General features: G+C 72.5%; 17 protein-coding genes. 7 read left to right on the top strand and 10 right to left on the bottom strand.

Translation table 11 applies throughout. The features are described 5' to 3' along the window. Nucleotides 1-25 precede the first annotated feature (25 nt). The 6 genes from N6H00_RS06570 to dhaK all read right to left on the bottom strand — a co-directional run bounded on the left by N6H00_RS06570 (nt 26) and on the right by dhaK (nt 6,194). On the bottom strand, nt 26-1,387 hold the full coding sequence (locus tag N6H00_RS06570) for a cytochrome P450 (RefSeq protein WP_268970625.1): 1,362 nt from the start codon (nt 1,385-1,387) through the stop codon (nt 26-28). Nucleotides 1,388-1,400: 13 nt separating this feature from the next. Beyond that, entirely contained in the window at nt 1,401-2,324 is a 924-nt protein-coding gene (locus N6H00_RS06565; protein ID WP_268970624.1) for a terpene synthase family protein, read from the bottom strand. Further along, nucleotides 2,321-3,400: a polyprenyl synthetase family protein gene (locus tag N6H00_RS06560; protein WP_268970623.1), complete on the bottom strand. Its 1,080-nt coding sequence runs from the start codon at nt 3,398-3,400 to the stop codon at nt 2,321-2,323. The genes N6H00_RS06565 and N6H00_RS06560 overlap by 4 nt, the downstream gene beginning before the upstream one ends. A 695-nt stretch (nt 3,401-4,095) precedes the next feature. Further along, entirely contained in the window at nt 4,096-4,512 is a 417-nt protein-coding gene (dhaM, locus tag N6H00_RS06555) for a dihydroxyacetone kinase phosphoryl donor subunit DhaM (RefSeq protein ID WP_268970622.1), read from the bottom strand. After that, on the bottom strand, nt 4,509-5,144 hold the full coding sequence (gene dhaL / locus N6H00_RS06550) for a dihydroxyacetone kinase subunit DhaL (RefSeq protein ID WP_268970621.1): 636 nt from the start codon (nt 5,142-5,144) through the stop codon (nt 4,509-4,511). Before dhaL ends, dhaM begins: the two co-directional genes overlap by 4 nt. A 57-nt stretch (nt 5,145-5,201) precedes the next feature. Then, a complete protein-coding gene (gene dhaK / locus N6H00_RS06545) occupies nt 5,202-6,194 on the bottom strand; it encodes a dihydroxyacetone kinase subunit DhaK (protein WP_268970620.1) in 993 nt (330 codons plus the stop codon). 142 nt (nt 6,195-6,336) lie between these two features. Here dhaK and N6H00_RS06540 point away from each other — a divergent pair, with 142 nt between their 5' ends. Together N6H00_RS06540 and N6H00_RS06535 are read left to right on the top strand one after the other, a co-directional pair. Continuing rightward, nucleotides 6,337-8,481: a pyridoxamine 5'-phosphate oxidase family protein gene (locus N6H00_RS06540; RefSeq protein ID WP_268970618.1), complete on the top strand. Its 2,145-nt coding sequence runs from the start codon at nt 6,337-6,339 to the stop codon at nt 8,479-8,481. 136 nt (nt 8,482-8,617) lie between these two features. After that, entirely contained in the window at nt 8,618-9,796 is a 1,179-nt protein-coding gene (locus N6H00_RS06535; protein ID WP_268970617.1) for an acyl-CoA dehydrogenase family protein, read from the top strand. 16 nt (nt 9,797-9,812) lie between these two features. Here the strand turns inward: N6H00_RS06535 and N6H00_RS06530 are convergent, their stop codons facing one another. Beyond that, on the bottom strand, nt 9,813-11,318 hold the full coding sequence (locus tag N6H00_RS06530) for a SulP family inorganic anion transporter (protein WP_268970616.1): 1,506 nt from the start codon (nt 11,316-11,318) through the stop codon (nt 9,813-9,815). A 418-nt stretch (nt 11,319-11,736) separates the two neighbouring features. Here N6H00_RS06530 and N6H00_RS06525 point away from each other — a divergent pair, with 418 nt between their 5' ends. The 3 genes from N6H00_RS06525 (at nt 11,737) to N6H00_RS06515 (ending at nt 15,634) form a co-directional block, all read left to right on the top strand. Further along, entirely contained in the window at nt 11,737-12,144 is a 408-nt protein-coding gene (locus N6H00_RS06525) for a MerR family transcriptional regulator (protein ID WP_268970615.1), read from the top strand. A 128-nt stretch (nt 12,145-12,272) separates the two neighbouring features. Next, entirely contained in the window at nt 12,273-13,265 is a 993-nt protein-coding gene (locus N6H00_RS06520) for an oxygenase MpaB family protein (protein ID WP_268970614.1), read from the top strand. After that, complete coding sequence (locus N6H00_RS06515; RefSeq protein ID WP_268970613.1) at nt 13,247-15,634, top strand: serine/threonine-protein kinase; 2,388 nt, start codon at nt 13,247-13,249, stop codon at nt 15,632-15,634. The genes N6H00_RS06520 and N6H00_RS06515 overlap by 19 nt, the downstream gene beginning before the upstream one ends. A gap of 83 nt (nt 15,635-15,717) precedes the next feature. Here the strand turns inward: N6H00_RS06515 and N6H00_RS06510 are convergent, their stop codons facing one another. Genes N6H00_RS06510 through N6H00_RS06500 form a run of 3 tightly spaced genes read right to left on the bottom strand, consistent with a single transcriptional unit; the run spans nt 15,718 to nt 17,215 of the window. Further along, nucleotides 15,718-16,515 (bottom strand): hypothetical protein, encoded by a 798-nt coding sequence (locus N6H00_RS06510; RefSeq protein ID WP_268970612.1) that lies wholly within the window; start codon nt 16,513-16,515, stop codon nt 15,718-15,720. Continuing rightward, on the bottom strand, nt 16,512-17,060 hold the full coding sequence (locus N6H00_RS06505) for a sigma-70 family RNA polymerase sigma factor (protein ID WP_268970611.1): 549 nt from the start codon (nt 17,058-17,060) through the stop codon (nt 16,512-16,514). The genes N6H00_RS06510 and N6H00_RS06505 overlap by 4 nt, the downstream gene beginning before the upstream one ends. After that, nucleotides 17,057-17,215: a hypothetical protein gene (locus tag N6H00_RS06500; RefSeq protein WP_268970610.1), complete on the bottom strand. Its 159-nt coding sequence runs from the start codon at nt 17,213-17,215 to the stop codon at nt 17,057-17,059. Before N6H00_RS06500 ends, N6H00_RS06505 begins: the two co-directional genes overlap by 4 nt. A 272-nt stretch (nt 17,216-17,487) precedes the next feature. Between N6H00_RS06500 and N6H00_RS06495 the strand changes: the two genes are divergently transcribed. Continuing rightward, complete coding sequence (locus N6H00_RS06495) at nt 17,488-19,044, top strand: phytoene desaturase family protein (RefSeq protein ID WP_268970609.1); 1,557 nt, start codon at nt 17,488-17,490, stop codon at nt 19,042-19,044. 93 nt (nt 19,045-19,137) lie between these two features. Next, nucleotides 19,138-20,241, top strand: coding sequence for an NAD(P)H-dependent flavin oxidoreductase (locus N6H00_RS06490; RefSeq protein ID WP_268970608.1), 1,104 nt, complete (start codon nt 19,138-19,140; stop codon nt 20,239-20,241). Nucleotides 20,242-20,248: the final 7 nt, after the last annotated feature.

Genomic DNA, 20,248 nt, shown 5'->3' with positions numbered 1-20,248 from the left:
GGGGCGGACCCCGGATGGCGCGCCGTCAGCGTGGCACGCACACCATGGGCAGCGGGCCGGGTTCGAGCGTCGCCTTCGGCTCGGGGCGCAAGGCCGTCCCGGGCACCGGGCGAAGCCGCCACCGGCTCGCGATCGTGGCCACGATGAGGGCGGTCTCGGTGAGTGCCAGGACGTCTCCGATGCACTTGTGACTGCCCGCGCCGAACGGGAGCAGCGCCCCGCGCGGCACCTCCCCCGCGCGGTCGGGGAGCCAGCGCTCGGGGTCGAACCGCTCGGGATCGGGGAACAGTTCGGGATTGTGGTGCAGCGCCTGGGCGCTGTAGAGGATCATCGTGCCCGCCGGGACGGTCCGGCCACCGAGTTCGGTCTCGGCCGCCGTGACCCGCATCGCCATCCACGACGGCGGATACAGCCGCAGCGACTCGGTGATGACCGCGCGGGTGTACTCCAACGACGGCAGGTCCTCAGCGGCGGGCGAGCGGCCCTGGAGCACCTCGTCGATCTCGGTGTGCACCCGCTTCTCCACCTCGGGGTGGGCGCCCAGGAGATGGAAGACGAAGGCGAGGGTCGAGGCGGTGGTCTCGCTCCCGGCGACCAGGAAGGTGACCACCTGGTCGAGGACCTCGCCGTCGGCCAGCCCCTGCCCGGTCTCGGGGTGTTCGGCGCGCAGCAGCGTGGAGAGCAGATCGCCGTGGTCGGCGCCGGACCGCCGGCGGTCGCTGATCATCTTGTCCACGATCTGCCGCAGCCGGGCATTGGCCCGGTCATAGCGCCGGTTGCCGGGGGTGGGGAGCTTCTCCATGATCCCCAACGGCGCCATGGTGCGCTTGTAGATGCCGTGCGAGACGATGCGCAGGCAGTGGCGCGCCTCGTCGATCGTCGCCTCGTCGACCCCGGTGGAGAACAGCGTCCGCGCGGCGACCCGCATCAGCAGGGCGTGCATGGTGTCGCTGATGTCCAGGGTCCGCCCCGGCTGCCAGGAGCCGATCGCCGTGCGGGTGTCATCGGCGACGGCGGCGGTGTAGGCGGCGATCCTGGGCGGGTGGAACGCGGGCTGGATCATCCGCCGCTGGTAGCGGTGGTCCTCGCCCCGGGAGACCGAGAGGCTGTTCCCGAGCAGCTGCCGCGCCTTGTCGAAGACCCCGCCCTTGTCGAACACCCGGGGATTGAGCAGCACATGGCGGACCAGCTCGGGATGGCAGACCAGATAGGCGCGGCTGGGCCCCAGCCTGACCTCCACCAGATCGCCGTGGGCGGGCAGGGAGGCCAGGAACTGGAGCGGCCGGCGCCACAGCGCCAGGGTGTGTCCCAGCAGCGGCACCGAGCCGGGCGCCGTGCCGGTGGCCCAGGGGCGCTCCGGCGGTGCGGAGCTCTTCGCGGAAGTCACGGTCCCCCTTTCCTTACTGAATACGGGAGTTGACGTCGTTGACGGCCGCCTTGTAGCGCTTGTTGCCGATGGTCCACACGAAGTTGCCGTAGATCAGATCGAGGCAGACGTCCCGCGTCAGCGGGTCGAACGCCTTGATGCACTCGATGTCCTCGATCATGTCGTCGAGCCGGGCCTGGAAGAACTCCTCGAACGCCGCCTCGTCGCTCACATCGCAGAGCCGGAAACAATTGGTGATCTGGTTCAGGGAGACCTCGCGGTCATAGGAGTAGAAGTCATTGACGATGGTGAGTCCGCGGGTTGTCATCCGCGCGATCAGACTCGTCTTGGCGTGTTCGGTGAACTCCGGGTGCCGGTAGATCGGGTACGACATCTTCATCCAGAAGTCGACTCCGATGTCGGTGACCCGGAAACGGAAATACTGCTCCGGGGAGGTGGTGCACAGCGCCGCCTTGACGGGCGAGTTGCGGAACATATGGTCGCTGGTGACGAAGGCGCGGGCCGCCTCGTACGCGACCTCCGCGTCCTCGGGGTCGTAGTACTTCTCGCAGACCTTGCGCAGTTGGGGCAGGAAGAGATCGAAGTCGTGCAGCGCGGGATCCATGTCGTCCCAGACGAATGTCACGCAGTTCAGGACGCAGACGGCCTTGAACGCCTCCATGTCCTTGATATGGCGGGGACTCTGGGACCACAGGACCACCCCCACATAGGAGATCCAGCGTTCATCGGAAACCGATTTTCCGAGAGGAGCCACCGCCGCGTTGCAGTCGTCGATGACCTCGCGCAGTTCGGCGTCGGTCAATTCCACCTTGGTGGGCCGGGTGACGACATGGCGGTCGAACATCTCCTGGAAGCGGCGGGTGCAGTCCTCCAGATAGGGGCGGACGGTGCGGTGGCTGATGTCCTGGGCTCCGGCCGGGAAGAGATCGGTCGTCATGAGTTCCTCACAGTGGCCATGCGGGCGATCCGGGTCAGCGCGTTGACCGCGTCCGCGGTGAAGGGGGCGTCGTCGAGGGCCCGCAGGGCCTGCGTCCTGCGGTCGTCGATCATCTGCTCGACGGCCTCCCGGGCGGTGGTGGCGGCGAAGATCTCCTGGATGGTCGCGGCGCCCTTCTCGTCCAGCAGCGGATTGCCGATGAGGCTGCGCAGCCGTGCCGCCTGGGCGCGGTCGGAGCCGCGCAGGGCCAGCGCGGTCAAGGTGGTGTTCTTCCCGGCCCGCAGATCGTCCAGCTGGGATTTGCCGGTCGACTCCGGATCGCCGTAGACGCCCAGCAGATCGTCCCGGAGCTGGAACGCCTCGCCCAGCGGCAGGGCGTAGGCGGTGAACGCCTCCATGGCCGCGGGGCCGGCGCCCGCGATGGCGGCTCCGAGGTGCAGCGGACGCTCGATGGTGTACTTGGCGGTCTTGTACCGGTTGACGGTGAGGGTGGCCTCGACATCGTCGGTCAGCTCGCCGGTGGCCGCCAGATCGAGGTACTGGCCCAGCATCACCTCGGTGCGCATCTCCGACAGCAGTGGGAGCACGGCGTCGAACTGGGCGGGGGTGAGACCGGCCGAGTGCAGGAGTTCGTCCGACCAGGCGAGGGCGAGGTCGCCGAGCAGCACCGCCCCGCTGACCCCGAACCGCTCGATCTGGTCGGGGCTGCGGCCGGCGGCGCACAGCGCGGCCAGGGTGCGGTGGATGGTCGGCCGGCCGCGGCGGGTGTCGCTGTCGTCCATGACGTCGTCGTGGATCAGCGCGAAGGCGTGGAACATCTCCAGACAGGCGGCCACCCGGATCACCGCCTCGCCGTCCCCGCCGCCGCCGACGGCCTGCCAGCCGGTGATACACAACAGGGGCCGTATGCGCTTTCCGCCGGACAGGAAATCCTTGAGCAGTCCGGAGAGATACGGCAGATGGTGTTGCGGAGTGGTACGGGCCTTGGCCGTCAGAAAGTCTTCGAGTACGACGTCCACCGACTCCCGGACGGCATCGGCGTCCAAGCGGCCGGGGATGAGCGTGGGTGCGGTCATACGAGTGACTCCTCCACGTCGAGATGTCGAAATCCGTTGATCAAGGAGACGAAAACAGGCACGCGGAAACCCTTGGCTCGGGTGGAATGGACGGACTGCCGCCCATGCGGTGTACGGCGCTGTGCACGACACCATGAAGGCAGTCGCATGACGCGACTGCGGTGCCTGGTCGAAATGTCGAACGCGCTGCGAAGGGTGCGAAGCTCAGGCGCTCAGGGAGCCATCCGGGTGACGCGGGCGGTCATTTCCGCACGTGATTACAGACCGGGCCGCAATGGGACCCTGGTCGGCGCGGCATCCGCGTGGGCATCATCGGTTCGATGGCTGCCAGGTGTGCGCGGGTACACTCAATGACGCCCATGTATTCCCCCTGAGTGCCGCCGGTCCCCCCATTGGACGTGTGCAGTCTAGACGCAAGATCGACGGATTCGGAAGCCCGTTCTGCTATCGCGCCTATCACTTGTGGGCCGCGCGGGCGGGGAAGCAGCCGCCGCGTCCGGTGCGGGCCGAAACCGGGTAACTCGCCCCGTACGTGCGAAGTATCAGGGAAATAAGCGGGTGTGCAATAGGGGTGCGGAGAGTTCGTTGAAAGCTGAACGGGGTAAGAGGGAACGGGCAACTGAACGGGGCCCCGCCTTGACCGGCGGGACCCCGTTCAATAGGGCGCTGGACGTCCGGCGTGTGGCCGGGACCGGTCAGGTCTTGCGGTAGTCGTAGCCTTCCGTGGCCGCCTGGAGCACCGCGTCCACATCCGCCCCGGCGGAGGCGGTGACGACCGCCGCCACCGCGCCTTCCACCAGCGGCGCGTCCGCCAATCGGGTGCCCTCCGGCAGTTCGTCGCCCTCGGCCAGCAGCGCCTTGACGGCCAGCACCGCGCTGCCCAGGTCCACCAGCACCGCCACCCCGGCACCCCGGTCGACCGCCTGGGCCGCCTCGGCTATCAGCTCCGGACTGGTGCCGAATCCGCCGTCCGGGGTGCCGCCCGCGGCGCGGACCGGCGCCGCGCCACCGCCGGACAGCTCCTTCGCCAGCTCGGCCACCGAGTCCGCCACCGCCGCGCTGTGCGACACCAGGACTATCCCGACCAGTTCCTTCTCACCCTCGTCGGTCATCGGGCCGCCTCCGCCAACGCCGCGATGATCAGCGCAGCGGAGGTGGCGCCCGGGTCCTGGTGGCCGGCGCTGCGCTCACCCAGATAGCTGGCCCTGCCCTTGCGGGCCGTCATCGGCACGGTGGCCAGCGCCCCCTTCTCGGCGGCCTCGCCCGCGGCCGCGAACGACCCGGCGCCCGCGCCCAGCGCCTCGACGGCGGGGAACAGCGCGTCCAGCATCGTCTTGTCGCCGGGCGCGGCGCCGCCCAGCTGGGCCACCGCGTCCGCGCCGGCCCGCAGCGCGTCCGCCAGCTGCTGCGGGGTGATCCGCTCGGCGTCGCCGAGCGCCTTGCCGGCGCGCCGCAGCAGTGTCCCGTACAGCGGTCCGGAGGCGCCGCCCACCTTGGAGATCAGCTGGCGCCCGGCCAGGATCAGCGCGGCCCCGGGCGAGCCCGGCGGCTCCTTCTCCAGCGCCTCGGTCACGGCGGCGAAGCCGCGCTGCATGTTGGTGCCGTGGTCGGCGTCGCCGATCGCGGCGTCCAGGTCGGTGAGACGGGCCGCCTCACGGCTCACGGACGCGGCCGCGGCGGTGAGCCAGCGGAGGAAGAAAGGGGTGTCGAGCACGTCGTCGACGGCGGGTTCACTGCTGGACACAGGCGCCTCCTCGGTCGTAGCCAACGGCGACAGCGTTCGTATCGGAACCGGCCGGCCTCAGGCGCCCCAGCGCAGCCCGGCGGTCCGCACGGGCGCGTCCCACAGCCGCAGGAGGTCCTCGTCGACCTGGCACAGGGAGATCGAGGCGCCCGCCATGTCGAGTGATGTGATGTAGTTGCCGACGAGCGTACGCGCCACCGCCACCCGGCGCTCGCCGAGCGCCCGGTGCACCTCGGCGGCGAAGCCGTACAGCTCCAGCTGCGGGGTCGCGCCCATGCCGCCCACCAGCAGCAGCACCGGATTGTCCGGGCGCAGGTCGGCCACCACCGTCTCCACCGCGTAGTCGGCGATCTCACGGGAGGTCATCATCGCCCGCCGTTCACGCCCCGGCTCGCCGTGGATGCCCACCCCCAACTCCAGCTCGCCCGCGGGCAGGTCGAAGGTGGGGCCGCCCTTGGCCGGGGTCGAGCAGGCGCTGAGCGCGACCCCGAAGCTCCGCGAGAGCTCGTTCACCCGCCGGGCGATGGACTCCACCCGCTCCAGCGGCGCGCCCTCCTCGGCCGCCGCGCCCGCGAGCTTCTCCACGAACACGGTGGCCCCGGTGCCGCGCCGGCCCGCCGTGGAGAGGCCGTCGTCGACCGCCACATCGTCGTTGACCAGGACCTTGGCGACCTGGATGCCCTCGTCCTCGGCGAGCTCGGCGGCCATGTCGAAGTTGAGCACGTCGCCCGTGTAGTTCTTGACGACGAACAGCACGCCCTGGCCGCTGTCCACCGCCGCCGCGGCGCGCACCATCTGGTCCGGCACCGGGGAGGTGAACACCTCGCCGGGGCAGGCGGCGTCCAGCATGCCGGGCCCCACGAAACCGCCGTGCAGCGGCTCGTGCCCCGATCCGCCGCCGGAGACCAGTGCCACCTTGCCCTCGACGGGCGCGTCCCGCCGGACGATCACCCGGTTCTCCACGTCGACGATCAGTTCGGGGTGCGAGGCGGCCAGTCCGCGCAGCGCGTCGGCGACCACGGTCTCGGGGACGTTGATGAGCATCTTCATGGGTGTGTCCGTCCTCCGCCGGGTGGGGGGCTGTGCACCGCTGCAACAGCGTACGGATCCGTCGCGGCCATGCACCCCTGGGACGCTGGGCCGAATGGCCCAATAGGACGAAAAAGGTACATAGACATCATATGGTGCGCGCATGGAGAATACTGCCGCACCGGCGGCCGCCGTCCTGCCCCCGCGCGCCCAGCCCCGTCAGCCGCTTCGGTACCGCCGCCCGGCCCCCTGGCTCGGGCTGGTCGCCGTCGGTTACGCCGTGGTCCAGTTCGCCGTGGTGATCCCGCACACCGGGCACGCGCTGGGCTGGGACGAGTCCGTGTACGTCTCCCAGGTCGATCCGCGTACCCCGTCCGCGTACTTCAGCGCACCCCGCTCGCGCGGCATCAGTCTCCTGGTCGCACCCGTGGTGGCCGCCACCGACTCGGTCTGGGCGCTGCGCGTCCTGCTCGTGCTGGCGTCCGCGGGCGCGCTCTACGGCGCCTTCCGGGTCTGGACCCGGCTGCTGCCCCCGGCTCAGGTCGCCCTGGCCGCGCTGCTCTTCTCCGGACTGTGGATCACCCAGATCAGCGGGCCCGCGGTGATGCCCAACCTGTGGGTGGCGATCGGCGCCGTCGCCGCCGTCGGCTGGTTCCTCCGTGTCCCCGGCGAACCGGGCGCCCGCTGGTGGCTGGCCGCCGTCCTCGCGGGCGTCACCCTGGTGCGCACCCCCGACGGGGGATGGCTCGCGCTGCCGCTGCTGATCGGCGCGATCGCAACGCGCCTGTGGCGGCCCGCGCTGCCCGCGCTGATCGGCGGATCGCTGCTCGGCGCCGCCCAGTGGATCGGCGAGGCGTACGACCGGTTCGGCGGCATCGGGGAGCGGCTGGGCATCTCCAGCGACGTCGAGGGCGGCATGGGCCTGCACTTCGGCGTGGGGGCCGCGCTGCGCAGCCTCAACGGACCGCAGCTGTGCCGCCCCTGCGAGGTGCCGCTGCGCCACCCGGAGCTGACCGTGTGGTGGCTGGCGCTGCCGGTGCTGACCCTCCTCGCCGTCAGCGCCGCCCTGCGCGACCGCCACGCGCTGCGCCGGGTGCGGGTGGGTCTCGGCCGCCCCGGCGCCCGGCTCCCCGCCGTACCGCTGACCGTGCTGCCGGTCGTCTGCGCGGCCGCCCTCGCCCTGCCGTATCTGCTGCTCATCGGCTACTCCGCACCGCGCTTCCTGATGCCCGCCTACGCGCTGCTGGCGCTGCCGATCGCCGGGCTGATCCCCCGCGCGGTGCGGACCGCACGCTCACCGCGGCACCTGGCGGCCGCCCTCGGCATCGTCATCACGCTCCACCTCGCGAGCCAGCTCGTCGTCCTCGGCCATACCGCGGCCCAGTCGGACCGCACCACCGGGCGCTACCGCACTGCCGCACAGGGGCTCCAGCGGCTGGGGCTGCGACCGCCCTGTCTGGTGACCGGCGACCGCGCCCTGCCCGTCGCGTACCACGCGGGCTGCTCCTCCGCCCAGACCAGCGGCAACAACCGGTCCACCACCCTGCCCGCGCTGCTGCGGCGGACCTCCCGCGAACCCACCGCGCTGCTGCTCCGGCGCGGCCGGGACCGGCCCCCGGCCTACGCCCGCACCTGGGTGTCCTATCCGCTGGCCGGCACCGAGTGGAACGCCTACCGGCCGCCGGACCAGGCGCGGGAGTGGGAGGCGGAGCAGGCCCGCGAGGCCGAGAAATCCCGGCAGGCCGAGAAATCCCGACAGGAGACGTCCGGAAAGGCCGCGAGCATGGGCGCCATGGCGATGACCTACCCGACCACCAGCTGGGCCGGATTCCAGGCGGCCGAACCCGCCTTCGCCGGCTACGCCCAGGACCGCTTCCGGCGCTACCGCCACCATGTGCTGGCCACCCTGCGCCAGGACGGCTCCCCGCGGGTCACCCCCCTCGAAGTGACCTTCCTCTCCGGCGAGTTGTGGCTGGGCATGATGCCCGACTCGCGCAAGGCGCTGGACCTGCGCCGCGATCCGCGGTTCTCGGTGCAGGCCAACCCCGGTCCGGGCGAGGGGCTCGCCGAGGGCGATGTGCGGGTGAGCGGCCGGGCGGTCGAGGTGACCGACCCCGAGACGGTGGCCCGGTTCGCCGCGCAGATCCGGCCGCCCGAGCCGTTCCACCTCTTCCGCGCCGAGGTGACCGAGGTGGTGCACACCGCCTCGGAGGGCGGGGAGATGGTGCTGCGCACCTGGCGTCCGGGCCGGCCGGTGCAGGTCGTGCGGCGCGGTACTGACGACGCCCCGCCCCGGGCGGAGGGCTGAGACCGGCGCCGTGGACCGGGCCCGCCGGTCCGGTCCACGGCCCTTCCGTATTGCTGGAACACGTTCTACCGTGCCCCTCGATCCCAGGACGCTCCCAGACCGCCGTCATGGCGCACGCGAGACTCCAGGAGGGGCCGTGGACCTCGAATACACCCCTGATCAGCGGCGGTTGCGCGATGAGCTGCGCGGGTACTTCGCCGAACTGGTCCCCGACGACGCCTACGCCCGCTTCGCCGACTCCACCGGGCAGAAGCGGTTCTACCGCGAGACCATCCGCCGCCTCGGCACCGACGGCTGGCTGGGGGTGGGCTGGCCGCGGGAGTACGGCGGGCGCGGGCTCGGCCCGGTCGAGCAGTTCATCTTCTTCGACGAGGCGGCCCAGGCCGGGGTGCCGCTGCCGCTGATGGCGCTCAACACGGTCGGGCCCACCATCATGCGGTTCGGCACCGAGGAGCAGAAGGCGTACTTCCTGCCCCGGATCCTCTCCGGCGAGATCGACTTCGCCATCGGCTACAGCGAACCCGACGCCGGCACGGACCTCGCCTCCTTGCGGACCCGCGCCGTACGGGACGGCGACAGTTACCTCGTCAACGGCCAGAAGACCTGGACCACCAACGGCGACACCGCCGACTGGGTCTGGCTCGCGGTCCGCACCGACCCCGACGCCACACCCCACAAGGGCATCAGCATCCTGCTGGTCCCGACCGACGACCCCGGCTACTCCGCCACCCCCATCACCACCCTCGCCTCCCACGACACCACCGCCAGCTACTACGAGAACATCCGCGTCCCGGTCACCCGCCGCGTCGGCGCCGAGAACGAGGGCTGGCGCATGATCACCACCCAGCTCAACTACGAGCGGGTGACCCTCGCCGCCCACGGCACCATGGCCATCCGGGCCCTGCGCGGCGTCCGCCAGTGGGCCGCCGACACCGGGCTCCCCGACGGCCGCCGGGTGATCGACCTGGCCTGGGTGCGCGCCCGGCTGGCCCGCACCCACGCCCGGCTGGACGCCATGAAGCTGCTCAACTGGCAGATGGTGGACGCCCTCCAGCGCGACACCCTGACCCCGCAGGACGCCTCCGCCGTCAAGGTGTACGGCTCCGAGGCGCGCCGTGACGCCTACGCCTGGCTGATGGAGGTCGTCGGCGCCGCCGGCCCGCTCAAGGAGGGCTCGGCGGGCGCGGTCCTCCACGGTGAGCTGGAGCGCGGCTACCGCAGCAGCGTCGTCTTCACCTTCGGCGGCGGCAACAACGAGATCCAGCGGGAGATCATCTCCTGGATCGGCCTGAAGATGCCCCGGGTGCGCCGCTGAGCCGCCGCGCTCTTGGTCAGTGGCCGGCGGTGAGTTCGCCGCTGAGCCTGCCGTGCAGATGGGCGCTGGGCTCGTTCAGACCGGTGATCTCGACGCTCTTGCCGCGCTGGGCGTACTTGGTCTCGATCGCGTCGAGGGCCGCGACGGAGGAGGCGTCCCAGATGTGGGCGGCGGACAGGTCGATGACGACCTTGTCGGGGTCGGTGGCGTAGGCGAACTGGCCGACGAGGTCGTTGGAGGAGGCGAAGAACAGCTCCCCGGTGACCCGGTACACCACCGTGGTGCCGTCGGGGTCGGTGACGGCGGTGACCTCGGCGAGGCGGGCGACCCGCTTGGCGAAGACGACCATGGCGGTGACCGAGCCGACGACGACACCGATGGCCAGGTTGTGGGTGGCCACCACGACCGCGACGGTGATCACCAGCACGGTGAGCTCACCGGCGGGCATCCGCTTGAGGGTCTTGGGCGCGATGGAGTGCCAGTCGAACGTCGCGAACGACACCATGACCATCACGGCGACCAGGGCGGCCATGGGGATGTCGGAGACGACCGGTCCGAAGACGACGCACAGCACCATCAGGAACGTGCCGGCCAGGAACGTCGACACACGGGTGCGGGCGCCGGAGACCTTCACATTGATCATCGTCTGGCCGATCATGGCGCAGCCGCCCATGCCGCCGAAGAAGCCGGTGACGATGTTGGCGATGCCCTGGCCGATGGACTCGCGGGTCTTGTCGGAGTGGGTGTCGGTGATGTCGTCCACCAGCTTGGCGGTCATCAGCGACTCCATCAGACCGACCAGCGCCATGGCGAAGGCGTACGGCGCGACCGTGGTCAGCGTGTCGAGCGTGAAGGGCACATCGGGCAGGCCCGGCACCGGCAGGGAGGACGGCAGCTCGCCCTTGTCGCCGACGGTGGGCACCGCGATCCCGGCCGCCACCGTGACGACGGTGAGGATCACGATCGACACCAGCGGGGCCGGGATCACGGTGGTGACCTTCGGGAAGAGCACCATCAGCAGCAGCCCGCCCGCGATCAGCGGGTAGACGGCCCAGGGCACATCGGTCATCTCGGGGACCTGGGCCATGAAGATCAGGATGGCGAGGGCGTTGACGAAACCGACCATCACCGAACGGGGGACGAACCGCATCAGCTTCGCCACCCCCAGCGCGCCCAGCGCGATCTGGAACACCCCGGCGAGGATCACGGTGGCAACCAGGTAGCCCAGGCCGTGTTCACGGTTCACCGGCGCGATCACCAGCGCGACGGCGCCGGTCGCGGCGGAGATCATCGCCCGGCGCCCGCCGACGACCGAGATGGTGACGGCCATGGTGAAGGAGGCGAACAGGCCGACCGCCGGGTCCACACCGGCGATGACCGAGAACGAGATCGCCTCGGGGATCAGCGCGAGCCCGACCACCAGGCCGGCCAGCACCTCGGTGCGCCAGACCCTCGGATCGGTCAGCCAATCGGGTTTCAGACCGCGCGGGCGCGCGGCCGGGGAGACGGTGGAAGAAGACAAGGGAGTGGGAAACCTCGTGCTCGGGCACGCCCTTCCCGGCGGACCGGGGCGTGCGGGAACGGCGCGGAGGGCCGGGCCGGCACTCCGCGGACGGCCCCGTCGCAGACGCGGGCCGGACGTCGGAGAGGGGACGGAGCGGGGAGCGGGGAGCGGCGTGACGGGGCCGCCGGGCTCACGTCCGGGGGCGAAGCGTCACGGCGGACAAGCCACGGCGTCGGGCGTCATGGGCTCACGCACGCGGTTCTCCTGCAAGAATCGGTTCTTCGCCGGGGGCGGCATCGGCCCCGGCACGGCAACGGCGGGAGGGCGACAGGACGCCCTCACCGTCGGCAACTCTACCCTAACGTTAGGGTAGAGATCGGCGGGCCGGTGAGCGGAACGCGGCCGGCCGGGGACGACGAAGGGTCTGAGGACAGGCGTGGACGGCAAGCACATGCAGATCGGTGAGGTCGCCGCCCGGACCGAGTTGTCCCTGCGCACCATCCGGCACTACGAGGAGACCGGTCTCGTGGTCCCCTCCGCCCGCTCCCAGGGCGGCTTCCGCCTCTACACCGAGGCCGACGTCGCCCGGCTGATGGTCATCCGCCGTATGAAGCCGCTCGGCTTCACCCTCGATCAGATGCGCGACCTGCTGGAGGCCACCGACCGCCTCGACTCCGGCGCCGAGTTGCCCCCCGGCGAGCGGGCGGACCTGCTGGAGCGGGTGCGGGGCTACCAGGAGGCCGCGCAGCGGCGGGTGGCCGAGCTGCGGACCCAGCTGGCGCGGGCGGAGGAGTTCGCCACCACGCTGGGCGAGCGTCTCGCGGCGGCGCGGCGTCCGTCCTGACGGGCGGTAAGCCTTCGGCGCGGTGTCGCCGCCGTGGCCGACGCCGCGCCGGGCCCCGTCGTGACGCGTGCTGCCCATGGCCGCGTCCGCCCGGCGCCGCCTAGGCTGACCGTCGGGAGGTGGTGGCCATGGCGGCGCCCATACGGCAGCGCGGAACCGATGCCGACCCGGGGCTGTACGGCCCCCGTTCGGTCACCTGGCAGATGCACGGCGACCCGGTGATGTGGATCGCGGGGGTGCGCGCCCTGTACCTCCAGGCCCTGCATCCGCTCGCGGTGCGCGGTGTCCTCCAGAACTCCGACTTCCGCCAGGACGCCTGGGGCCGGCTGCTGCGCACCGCGCGGTTCGTCGCCACCATCACCTACGGCACCACCGAGGCGGCCGAGCGGGCCGGCGCCAAGGTCCGCGGCATCCACCGCAGGCTCTCCCTGACCGACCCCGTCACCGGCGCCCGGCACCGGGTCGACGAGCCCGAGCTGCTGCTGTGGGTGCACTGTGCCGAGATCGACTCGTACCTCCACGTAATGCGGCGCTCCGGCTATCCGCTCACCGACGCCCAGGCGGACGCCTATGTCGCCGAGAACGTGGTGTCCGCCCGGCTGGTCGGCCTCGACCCGGCCGACGTACCGGCCGATACGGCGGCGCTCGCCGCGTACTTCGAGAAGGTGCGCCCCGAACTCGCCGGCACCCCCGAGGCCCACGAGGTGGACACCTTTCTGCGGCGGCCCCCGGTCCACGCCCTGCTCGTCCCGGCGCGCGAGGTCATCTGGGGGCGCTTCGCCGCGCTCGCCTACGGGTCCCTGCCCTCGTACGCCTACGAGCTGTACGGGCGCCCCGCGCCCCCGCCCCAGGTGGTCACCCGACGGCTGCGGGCGATGGGCAGGGCGCTGCGCTGCATCCCGCCCAGGGCCCGCTGGCAGCTGCCGCCCAAGCACATTCTGCGGGCGGTCGAGCGACTCGGTCCGGGCAGCCGCCCCTCGCCCTACAAGCTCCGCCGAAACGCGGCCATACTGGGCAGCGGGGATGCGACGGGGGCGGGGCCGCACGCGGCCGGCCTCCACGGGGGCGGCGCGAGCCGGCTTCCGCCAGGGCAGGGGGGAGAATGGCGGACACCAGGCTGATCCAGGGCCGGTACCGGCTGCTGGACCGGATCGGGCGCGGGGGAATGGGCGAGGTGTGGCGGGCGCGCGACGAGTCGCTCGGCCGGGGCGTCGCCGTCAAATGCCTCAAACCACTGGGGTCGCGGCACGACCCCGCGTTCACCGGTGTGCTGCGGGAGCGCTTCCGCCGGGAGGCGCGGGTGGCCGCCGCGCTCCAGCACCGCGGGGTCACGGTGGTGCATGACTTCGGTGAGCACGAGGGTGTGCTGTACCTGGTCATGGAGCTGCTGGAGGGACGTGACCTCAGCCGGCTGCTGGCCGACAACGAGCGCCGGCCGCTGCCGGTGCCCGATGTCCTGGACATCGCGGAGCAGACGGCCGCGGCCCTCGCCTACACCCATGACCAGGGCGTGGTGCACCGGGATCTGAAGCCCGCCAACATCATGCGGCTCACCGACGGCACCGTGAAGCTCTGCGACTTCGGCATCGCCCGCCTCGGCCACGACGTCGGCTTCACCGCCCGGCTCACCGGCCCCGGCGTGGCCATGGGCACCCCGCACTACATGTCGCCCGAGCAGATCGCGGGCGGCCCGGTCGACCATCGCAGCGATCTGTACTCCCTGGGCTGTGTGCTCTACGAACTGGCCACGGGGGCGCCGCCGTTCGACCTCGAGGACGCATGGGGCGTCCTCGTCGGCCACCGTGACACCCCGCCCGCCCCGCCGCGCCAACGCCGGCCCGAACTCCCCGAGCGGTTCGAGCGCGCCGTCCTCGATCTGCTGGCCAAGGACCCGGAAGGCCGCCCGGGGGGCGCCTTCGAGCTCGTCGAGCGACTCGCCCCGGCACGCCCGTCCCGGCGGCCGACGGAGCCGTCACTCCCCGAGCCGCATGAGCAGCTTCAGCCGCCCGAGTCGCCTGAGCTGTCCGGGCCGTCCGGGCCGTCCGGGCCGTCCGGGCCGTCCGGGCCGTCCGGGCCGTCCGAGCAGCCTCACCCGTCCGAGCCGCCTGAGCCGTCTGACCTGTCCGAGCCGCCTCAGCCGTCCGAGCCGTCCGAGGCGCGCGGTGCGCCTCCGGCCGCGGGACGGCGCGCTCCCCGCCTTCCGGGCTGGGCCCGGCACATGACCACCGGCTCCAAGGCGCACACCGGCGAGGCGTGGCCGCTGTCGGCCACCCCGCCCGACGCGGCGGCCGCGCTCACCGGCGCCTGGACCGGGGGCCGCGCCGCGCAGCCCGCCCCGCCGACTCCGCCGCCCCCGCCGCCGCTTCCGCCCGGGGTGCGGGCCCGGCTCGCCGACCGGCACCGCGCCGGGCTGCACCTGGGGCGGCTGGGCCGCTGGCAGGAGGCGGTGGCAACGCACCGGGCGGTGGCCGCCGAGCGCGAGCGCGCCCTGGGCGCCGACCACCCCGACACCCTCGCCAGCCGCTATGAGATCGCCTTCGCCCTCGGGGTCCTGGGCCGCCCGGCCGACGCGCTGCGCGAGTACGAACGGGTCGTGGCGGGCCGCCGGCGGGTGCTGGGCGCCGACCACCCCGACACCCTCGCCGCCCGGCAGGAGACCGCGTTCGTCCTGGGCCGGCTCGGCCGCTGTGCCGAGGCCCAGGACATCTACACGGCCGTGCTCGCCGCCCGTGAGCGCACCATGGGCGCCGACCACCCCGACACGCTGCGCTGCCGCCACAACCTCGCGTTCAACCTGGGCTGTCTGGGGCGCCTGGGGGAGGCCCACCGGATGGCGGAGCAGGTGGCCGCCGCCCGCGCCCGGGTGCTGGGCCCCGACCACCCCGACACCCTGGTCAGCCGCTACGAGGTGGCGTGCGCCCTGGGCCGCCTCGACCGCTGGGCGGAGGCCCTGGACATCTTCCGCGAGGTGGCCGCCGCCCGCGCCCGCACCCTCGGCCCCGACCACCCCGGCACCCTCGCCGCCCGCTACGAGACCGGCATCGGCCTGGGGAAGCTGGACCGGGACTCGGAGGCGCTGGCGGTCTACCGCGCTCTCGTCGAGGACCGCACCCGCGCCCAGGGCCCGGCCGATCCGGAGACCCTGCGCGCCCGGCACGGCCTCGGCGTCAGCCTCGGCCGGCTGGGCCGCTGGGAGGAGGCGCTCGCCGAGGCGCGCGAGGTGTGCGCCCTGCGGGAGCGCGCCCTGGGCCCCGACCACCCGGAGACCCTGGTCAGCCGTCGTGAGGTGGCCGTCGCCCTGGGCCGGCTCGGCCGCTGGTCCGACGCGCTGGCGGACTACCGCGAGGTGACCCGCGCCCGCGCCCGGGTGCTGGGCCCCGACCACCCCGACACCCTGGTCAGCCGCGGCGACGAGGCCCACTGCCGGAAGCAGCTGGGCGGGCGCGCCGAGACGGCGGAGGCGGCGGCGCGCCGTGCGCGGCAGAGCTGACACCACGGCCCGGTGAGCCCGGTGAGCCCGGTTCGCCACGCGGATGAACCGCCACGCGGATGAACCGCCACGCGGGCGTACCCCTACGCGGGTGAGCCGCTGCGGGGCCGCTCGGGCAGCACCGCCCGGTCCGGCGGGGGCGAGGCGGCCGACCTGGTCTGCGCGGTGGTGAGGTCCTCGATGCGGTCGGCGAATCCCGGTTCGGGCAGCGGGAGGTCGATGTCGGGGTCGTCGGTGAAGTCGACGGCACGGGCGACGTAGTCGATCACCGCCGTGGTGGCGGGCGGGACCTCCTGCCCCCTTTTGAGTCCGTGCAGAATGCGGAGGGCGGCGGCCATTTCGTGGTCGGTGGTGGCCCAGTCCTCCACGGTGTCGGTGACCGGCGGGATGTCGTGGCCCGCCTGCTGGTGCCACCATTCGAGCCACGCATGCGCCTGGCCGTCCTCGTTCAGGGCCATGTGGTGCAGATAGAGGCAGTAGGCGGCGGCGGGGTCGCCCGCGCCGGCGGCGAACTGCCACCAGAACTGGGCGTGGTCCTCATGGCAGGCCAGTTGCAGGACGCAGCCCAGGACACGGGCGCCGGGCGGTTCGAGGATGCGGCGGGTGAGGAAGTCCCGCAGCTGGGTCAGGGCGGCCGGGCGGGCGATGATCGCCTCGCACAGGGTGTGCAGGTCCTGCGCCATCCGTTCGTCCACGCCCGGCGCCGGGCACCCGGCGGCCGCGGCCGTTCGCCGGGGGTTTTTCGGGGGCCGCTCATGGGGCGGGGTGCCGCCGGGGTCGGCGTAGCGGGCGGCGAGCCGGGCCTCGGCGGCGTCGAGGTCGACGGGAGGGGCGGGGTTGAGCAGGGCCCGCGCGAGGATGCGGTCAATGGGTGAGGTCATCGGTCTTCCTTGGTCAGGAGCTGTTGCAGACGGCGGCGGGCGTAGCGGGCGGTGGAGCGGACGCCGGCTTCGGTGATGCCGAGGTGGGTGGCGGTCTCGGCGACGGTGTAGCCGCGGCAGTGGAGCAGGATGACCACGTCCTGCTGGCGCTCGGGGAGTTGCTTGATCGCCTGATAGAGGTTCAGGCTCTCCTCGAGGACGGCGATGGGGTCGACCGCGTCCTTGAGGATCGCGGTCTCGAAGGTCGCGTTGTCCAGGAGGGCGGGGCCGCGGTTGCGGGCGCGGGCGAGGTCGAAGACCCGGTTCTTCATCACCTTCCAGGCGTAGGCGGCCGGGTTCTCCATGGTCAGGACCTTGGGCCAGCAGCGCAGCAGTTGTTCGAAGGCGGCGTCGACGGCTTCTTCGGCGTCGGCGTGGTTGCCGAGGTAGACCATGGCCCGGTCGATGTACGCCTTGCGGTGGAGTTGGTGGAAGGCACGGAAGTCCGCGGGAAGTCCGGTGGTCATCGAGGCGGTGTCGCGCGAGCGCAGGAAGTCGTTGGTCACCGTTCCCCTCCCCTCTGGTGGCTGCGATGGAGTTCCGATACGCCGACGCGGACTCCCATGGCGGCCGCTCGGCGCAGGAGGGCGATGGCGTCACTGCCGAATACCCGTGCGGCGAGTACGGCGGTGGCGACGTTCACCACGGTTTGAAGATTCACGGACTTCGTTGTCCTTCTGTTCGTCGTACGGGGAGTGGCCCCCACACGCCCCGCGAGTGCGCCGTGTTGCGCCCTCTGTTCAGATAGCGCTCATGGAAGCCGGTTCGTGCATCGGATGAGCCTAAAATCTTACGGAACGCAGCGATCCAATTACGCAAATATGAAAATCAGATAGCTTCGCTCGAGCAAAAGCCCACGCCATGCCTTCCCCATCACGCCCACACCGGGCCCACGGCATGGCCCCGGCGATCACCCCGTGCTAACCAGAGGACATGTCTCACAGCGATGCGTATGACGTCGTGATCGTCGGCGGTGGTCACAACGGTCTGGTCGCCGCCGGGTACCTCGCCCGCGCCGGGCGCAGCGTGCTGGTGCTGGAGCGGCTGGACCGCACCGGTGGCGCCGCCGTGTCCACCCGGCCCTATCCCGGTGTGGACGCGCGGCTCTCCCGCTACTCCTACCTGGTCAGCCTGTTGCCCCGGCGGATCGTCGACGACCTCGGACTGCGCTTCGCGGTGCGCAAGCGCGCGGTCTCCTCGTACACGCCCGATGTCCGGGGCGGGCGCCACACCGGACTGCTGGTGGCCGGCGGCACGTCCCGGACCCGCGCCGCCTTCGCGCGGCTGACCGGGTCGGACCGGGAGTACGAGTCCTGGCAGCGCTTCTACGGCATGACCCAGCGCGTCGCCGAGCGGGTCTTCCCGACCCTGACCGAGCCGCTGCCCACCCGGGCTCAGCTGCGGGCGCGGGTCGGGGACGACGCGGCGTGGGAGGCGCTGTTCGAACGGCCGCTGGGGGAGGCGATCGAGGCCGCCTTCGACGACGACCTCGTCCGGGGCGTGGTCCTCACCGACGCGCTCATCGGCACCTTCGCCCGTGCCCATGACCCGTCGCTGCGGCAGAACCGCTGCTTCCTCTACCACGTGATCGGCGGCGGCACCGGCGACTGGGACGTCCCCGTCGGCGGCATGGGCGCGTTCACCGACGCCCTCGCCGGCGCCGCCCGCGCGGCGGGCGCGCGGATCGTGGCCGGACGCGAGGTCACCGCGATCGCCACCGACGGCACCTGGGCGGAGGTGCGGTACGCGGACGAGGCGGGGGAGTCCACCGCGACGGCCCGGTACGTGCTGGTCGGGGCCGCGCCGCGGGAGCTGGCCCGGCTGCTGGGCGAGGAGCCGCCCACCCCGCCCGCCGAGGGGGCGCAGTTCAAGGTGAACATGCTGCTGCGCAGGCTGCCCGCGCTGCGGGACCGCGAGGTCGACCCGCGCGAGGCGTTCGCCGGGACGTTCCACATCGCCGAGGGGTACGGCGCGCTGGAGGAGGCGTACCGCCAGGCGGCCGCGGGGGAGCTGCCGCACCGGCCGCCCTCGGAGATCTACTGCCACTCGCTGACCGATCCGTCGATCCTCGCCCCCGAGCTGGCCCGCGCGGGCTATCAGACCCTGACCCTGTTCGGACTGCACACCCCCGCCCGGCTGTTCGCCGAGGACAACGACGCGGCGCGCACCGCGCTGCTGCGGGCCACCCTCGCCGAGCTGGACGCGCACCTCGCCGAGCCGATCACCGACTGTCTCGCCCATGACGCCGACGGGAGGCCGTGCGTCGAGGCCAAGACCCCGCTGGACCTGGAGGCCGAGTTGCGGCTGCCCGGCGGCAACATCTTCCACCGGGACCTGGCCTTCCCGTACGCCCAGGAGGGCACCGGCCGCTGGGGGGTGGAGACGCGCCACGCCAATGTGCTGCTGTGCGGCGCGGGAGCGGTGCGCGGCGGCGGGGTGAGCGGAATCCCCGGCCACAACGCGGCCATGGCGGTGCTGGAGAGGCGATGACCGGGCGGGCCGTGGGCGGCGGCACCCAAAGAATCTGACGTAGCGTCAGAAAAGCTCTTCCCTCGTCCGGCCCCCTGCGGCATCCTGCCGCCCATGCAGACGGAGCTGAGCACAAGGCTGGGTGTCGAGCACGCCGTCTTCGGCTTCACGCCGTTCCCCGCCGTGGCCGCGGCGATCAGCCGGGCCGGCGGGTTCGGCGTGCTCGGCGCGGTCCGCTACGGCGCGGGCGAGGAGCTGGCCCGCGACCTCGACTGGATGCAGGAACACACCGACGGCACACCCTACGGCCTGGACGTCGTGATGCCGGCGAAGAAGGTGGAGGGGGTCACCGAGGCCGATATCGAGGCGATGATCCCCGAGGGTCACCGTGCGTTCGTCCGGGACACCCTCGCCAAACACGGCGTCCCGGAGCTCGCCGAGGGCGAGGCGTCCGGCTGGCGGATCACCGGCTGGCTCGAGGAGGTGGCCCGCAGCCAGCTCGACGTCGCCTTCGACTACCCCGTGAAACTCCTGGCCAACGCCCTCGGCTCACCCCCGGCCGATGTCGTCGCCCGCGCCCATGACCACGGCATCCTGGTGGCCGCCCTCGCCGGCAGCGCCCGCCACGCCCGCCACCACAAGGAGGCGGGACTCGACGTCGTCGTCGCGCAGGGCTACGAAGCCGGCGGCCACACCGGCGAGATCGCCTCCATGGTGCTCACCCCCGAGGTGGTGCGGGCCGTGGACCCGCTGCCCGTGCTCGCCGCGGGCGGCATCGGCAGCGGTGAACAGATCGCCGCCGGGCTGGCGCTGGGCGCCCAGGGCGTCTGGATCGGCTCCCTCTGGCTCACCACCGAGGAGGCCGGACTGCATTCGGCGGCGCTCACCCGCAAGCTGCTCGCGGCCGGCTCCGGGGACACCGTGCGCTCCCGCGCCCTCACCGGCAAACCCGCCCGCCAGCTGCGCACCGAGTGGACCGACGCCTGGGAGGACCGGGACGGCCCGGACCCGCTGCCCATGCCGCTCCAGGGACTGCTGGTCGCCGAGGCCGTCTCCCGCATCCAGAAGTACGAGGTGGAACCCCTGCTCGGCACGCCGGTCGGCCAGATCGTCGGCCGGATGGACTCCGTCCGCCCGGTCCAGGCCGTCTTCGACGAGCTGACCCGCGGCTTCGAGCGCGCCATCGACCGCGTCAACCGCATCGCCGGACGCGCCTGACCGCGTC

It is taken from the genome of Streptomyces sp. S465 (genome assembly GCF_026898115.1).
GTDB lineage: Bacteria > Actinomycetota > Actinomycetes > Streptomycetales > Streptomycetaceae > Streptomyces > Streptomyces luomodiensis.
Note: the sequence above shows the minus strand (reverse complement) of the source record. Positions and strands in the feature narration are given on the sequence as shown.

Excerpts from the sequence above, each read along its gene's own strand:
- dhaM (WP_268970622.1), bottom strand. The coding sequence starts at position 4,512 with ATGACCGACGAGGGTGAGAAGGAACTGGTCGGGATAGTCCTGGTGTCG.
- dhaK (WP_268970620.1), bottom strand. The coding sequence starts at position 6,194 with ATGAAGATGCTCATCAACGTCCCCGAGACCGTGGTCGCCGACGCGCTG.
- N6H00_RS06560 (WP_268970623.1), bottom strand. The coding sequence starts at position 3,400 with ATGACCGCACCCACGCTCATCCCCGGCCGCTTGGACGCCGATGCCGTC.
- N6H00_RS06565 (WP_268970624.1), bottom strand. The coding sequence starts at position 2,324 with ATGACGACCGATCTCTTCCCGGCCGGAGCCCAGGACATCAGCCACCGC.
- N6H00_RS06490 (WP_268970608.1), top strand. The coding sequence starts at position 19,138 with ATGCAGACGGAGCTGAGCACAAGGCTGGGTGTCGAGCACGCCGTCTTC.
- N6H00_RS06520 (WP_268970614.1), top strand. The coding sequence starts at position 12,273 with ATGGCGGCGCCCATACGGCAGCGCGGAACCGATGCCGACCCGGGGCTG.
- N6H00_RS06515 (WP_268970613.1), top strand. The coding sequence starts at position 13,247 with ATGGCGGACACCAGGCTGATCCAGGGCCGGTACCGGCTGCTGGACCGG.
- N6H00_RS06510 (WP_268970612.1), bottom strand. The coding sequence starts at position 16,515 with ATGACCTCACCCATTGACCGCATCCTCGCGCGGGCCCTGCTCAACCCC.
- N6H00_RS06540 (WP_268970618.1), top strand. The coding sequence starts at position 6,337 with ATGGAGAATACTGCCGCACCGGCGGCCGCCGTCCTGCCCCCGCGCGCC.
- N6H00_RS06495 (WP_268970609.1), top strand. The coding sequence starts at position 17,488 with ATGTCTCACAGCGATGCGTATGACGTCGTGATCGTCGGCGGTGGTCAC.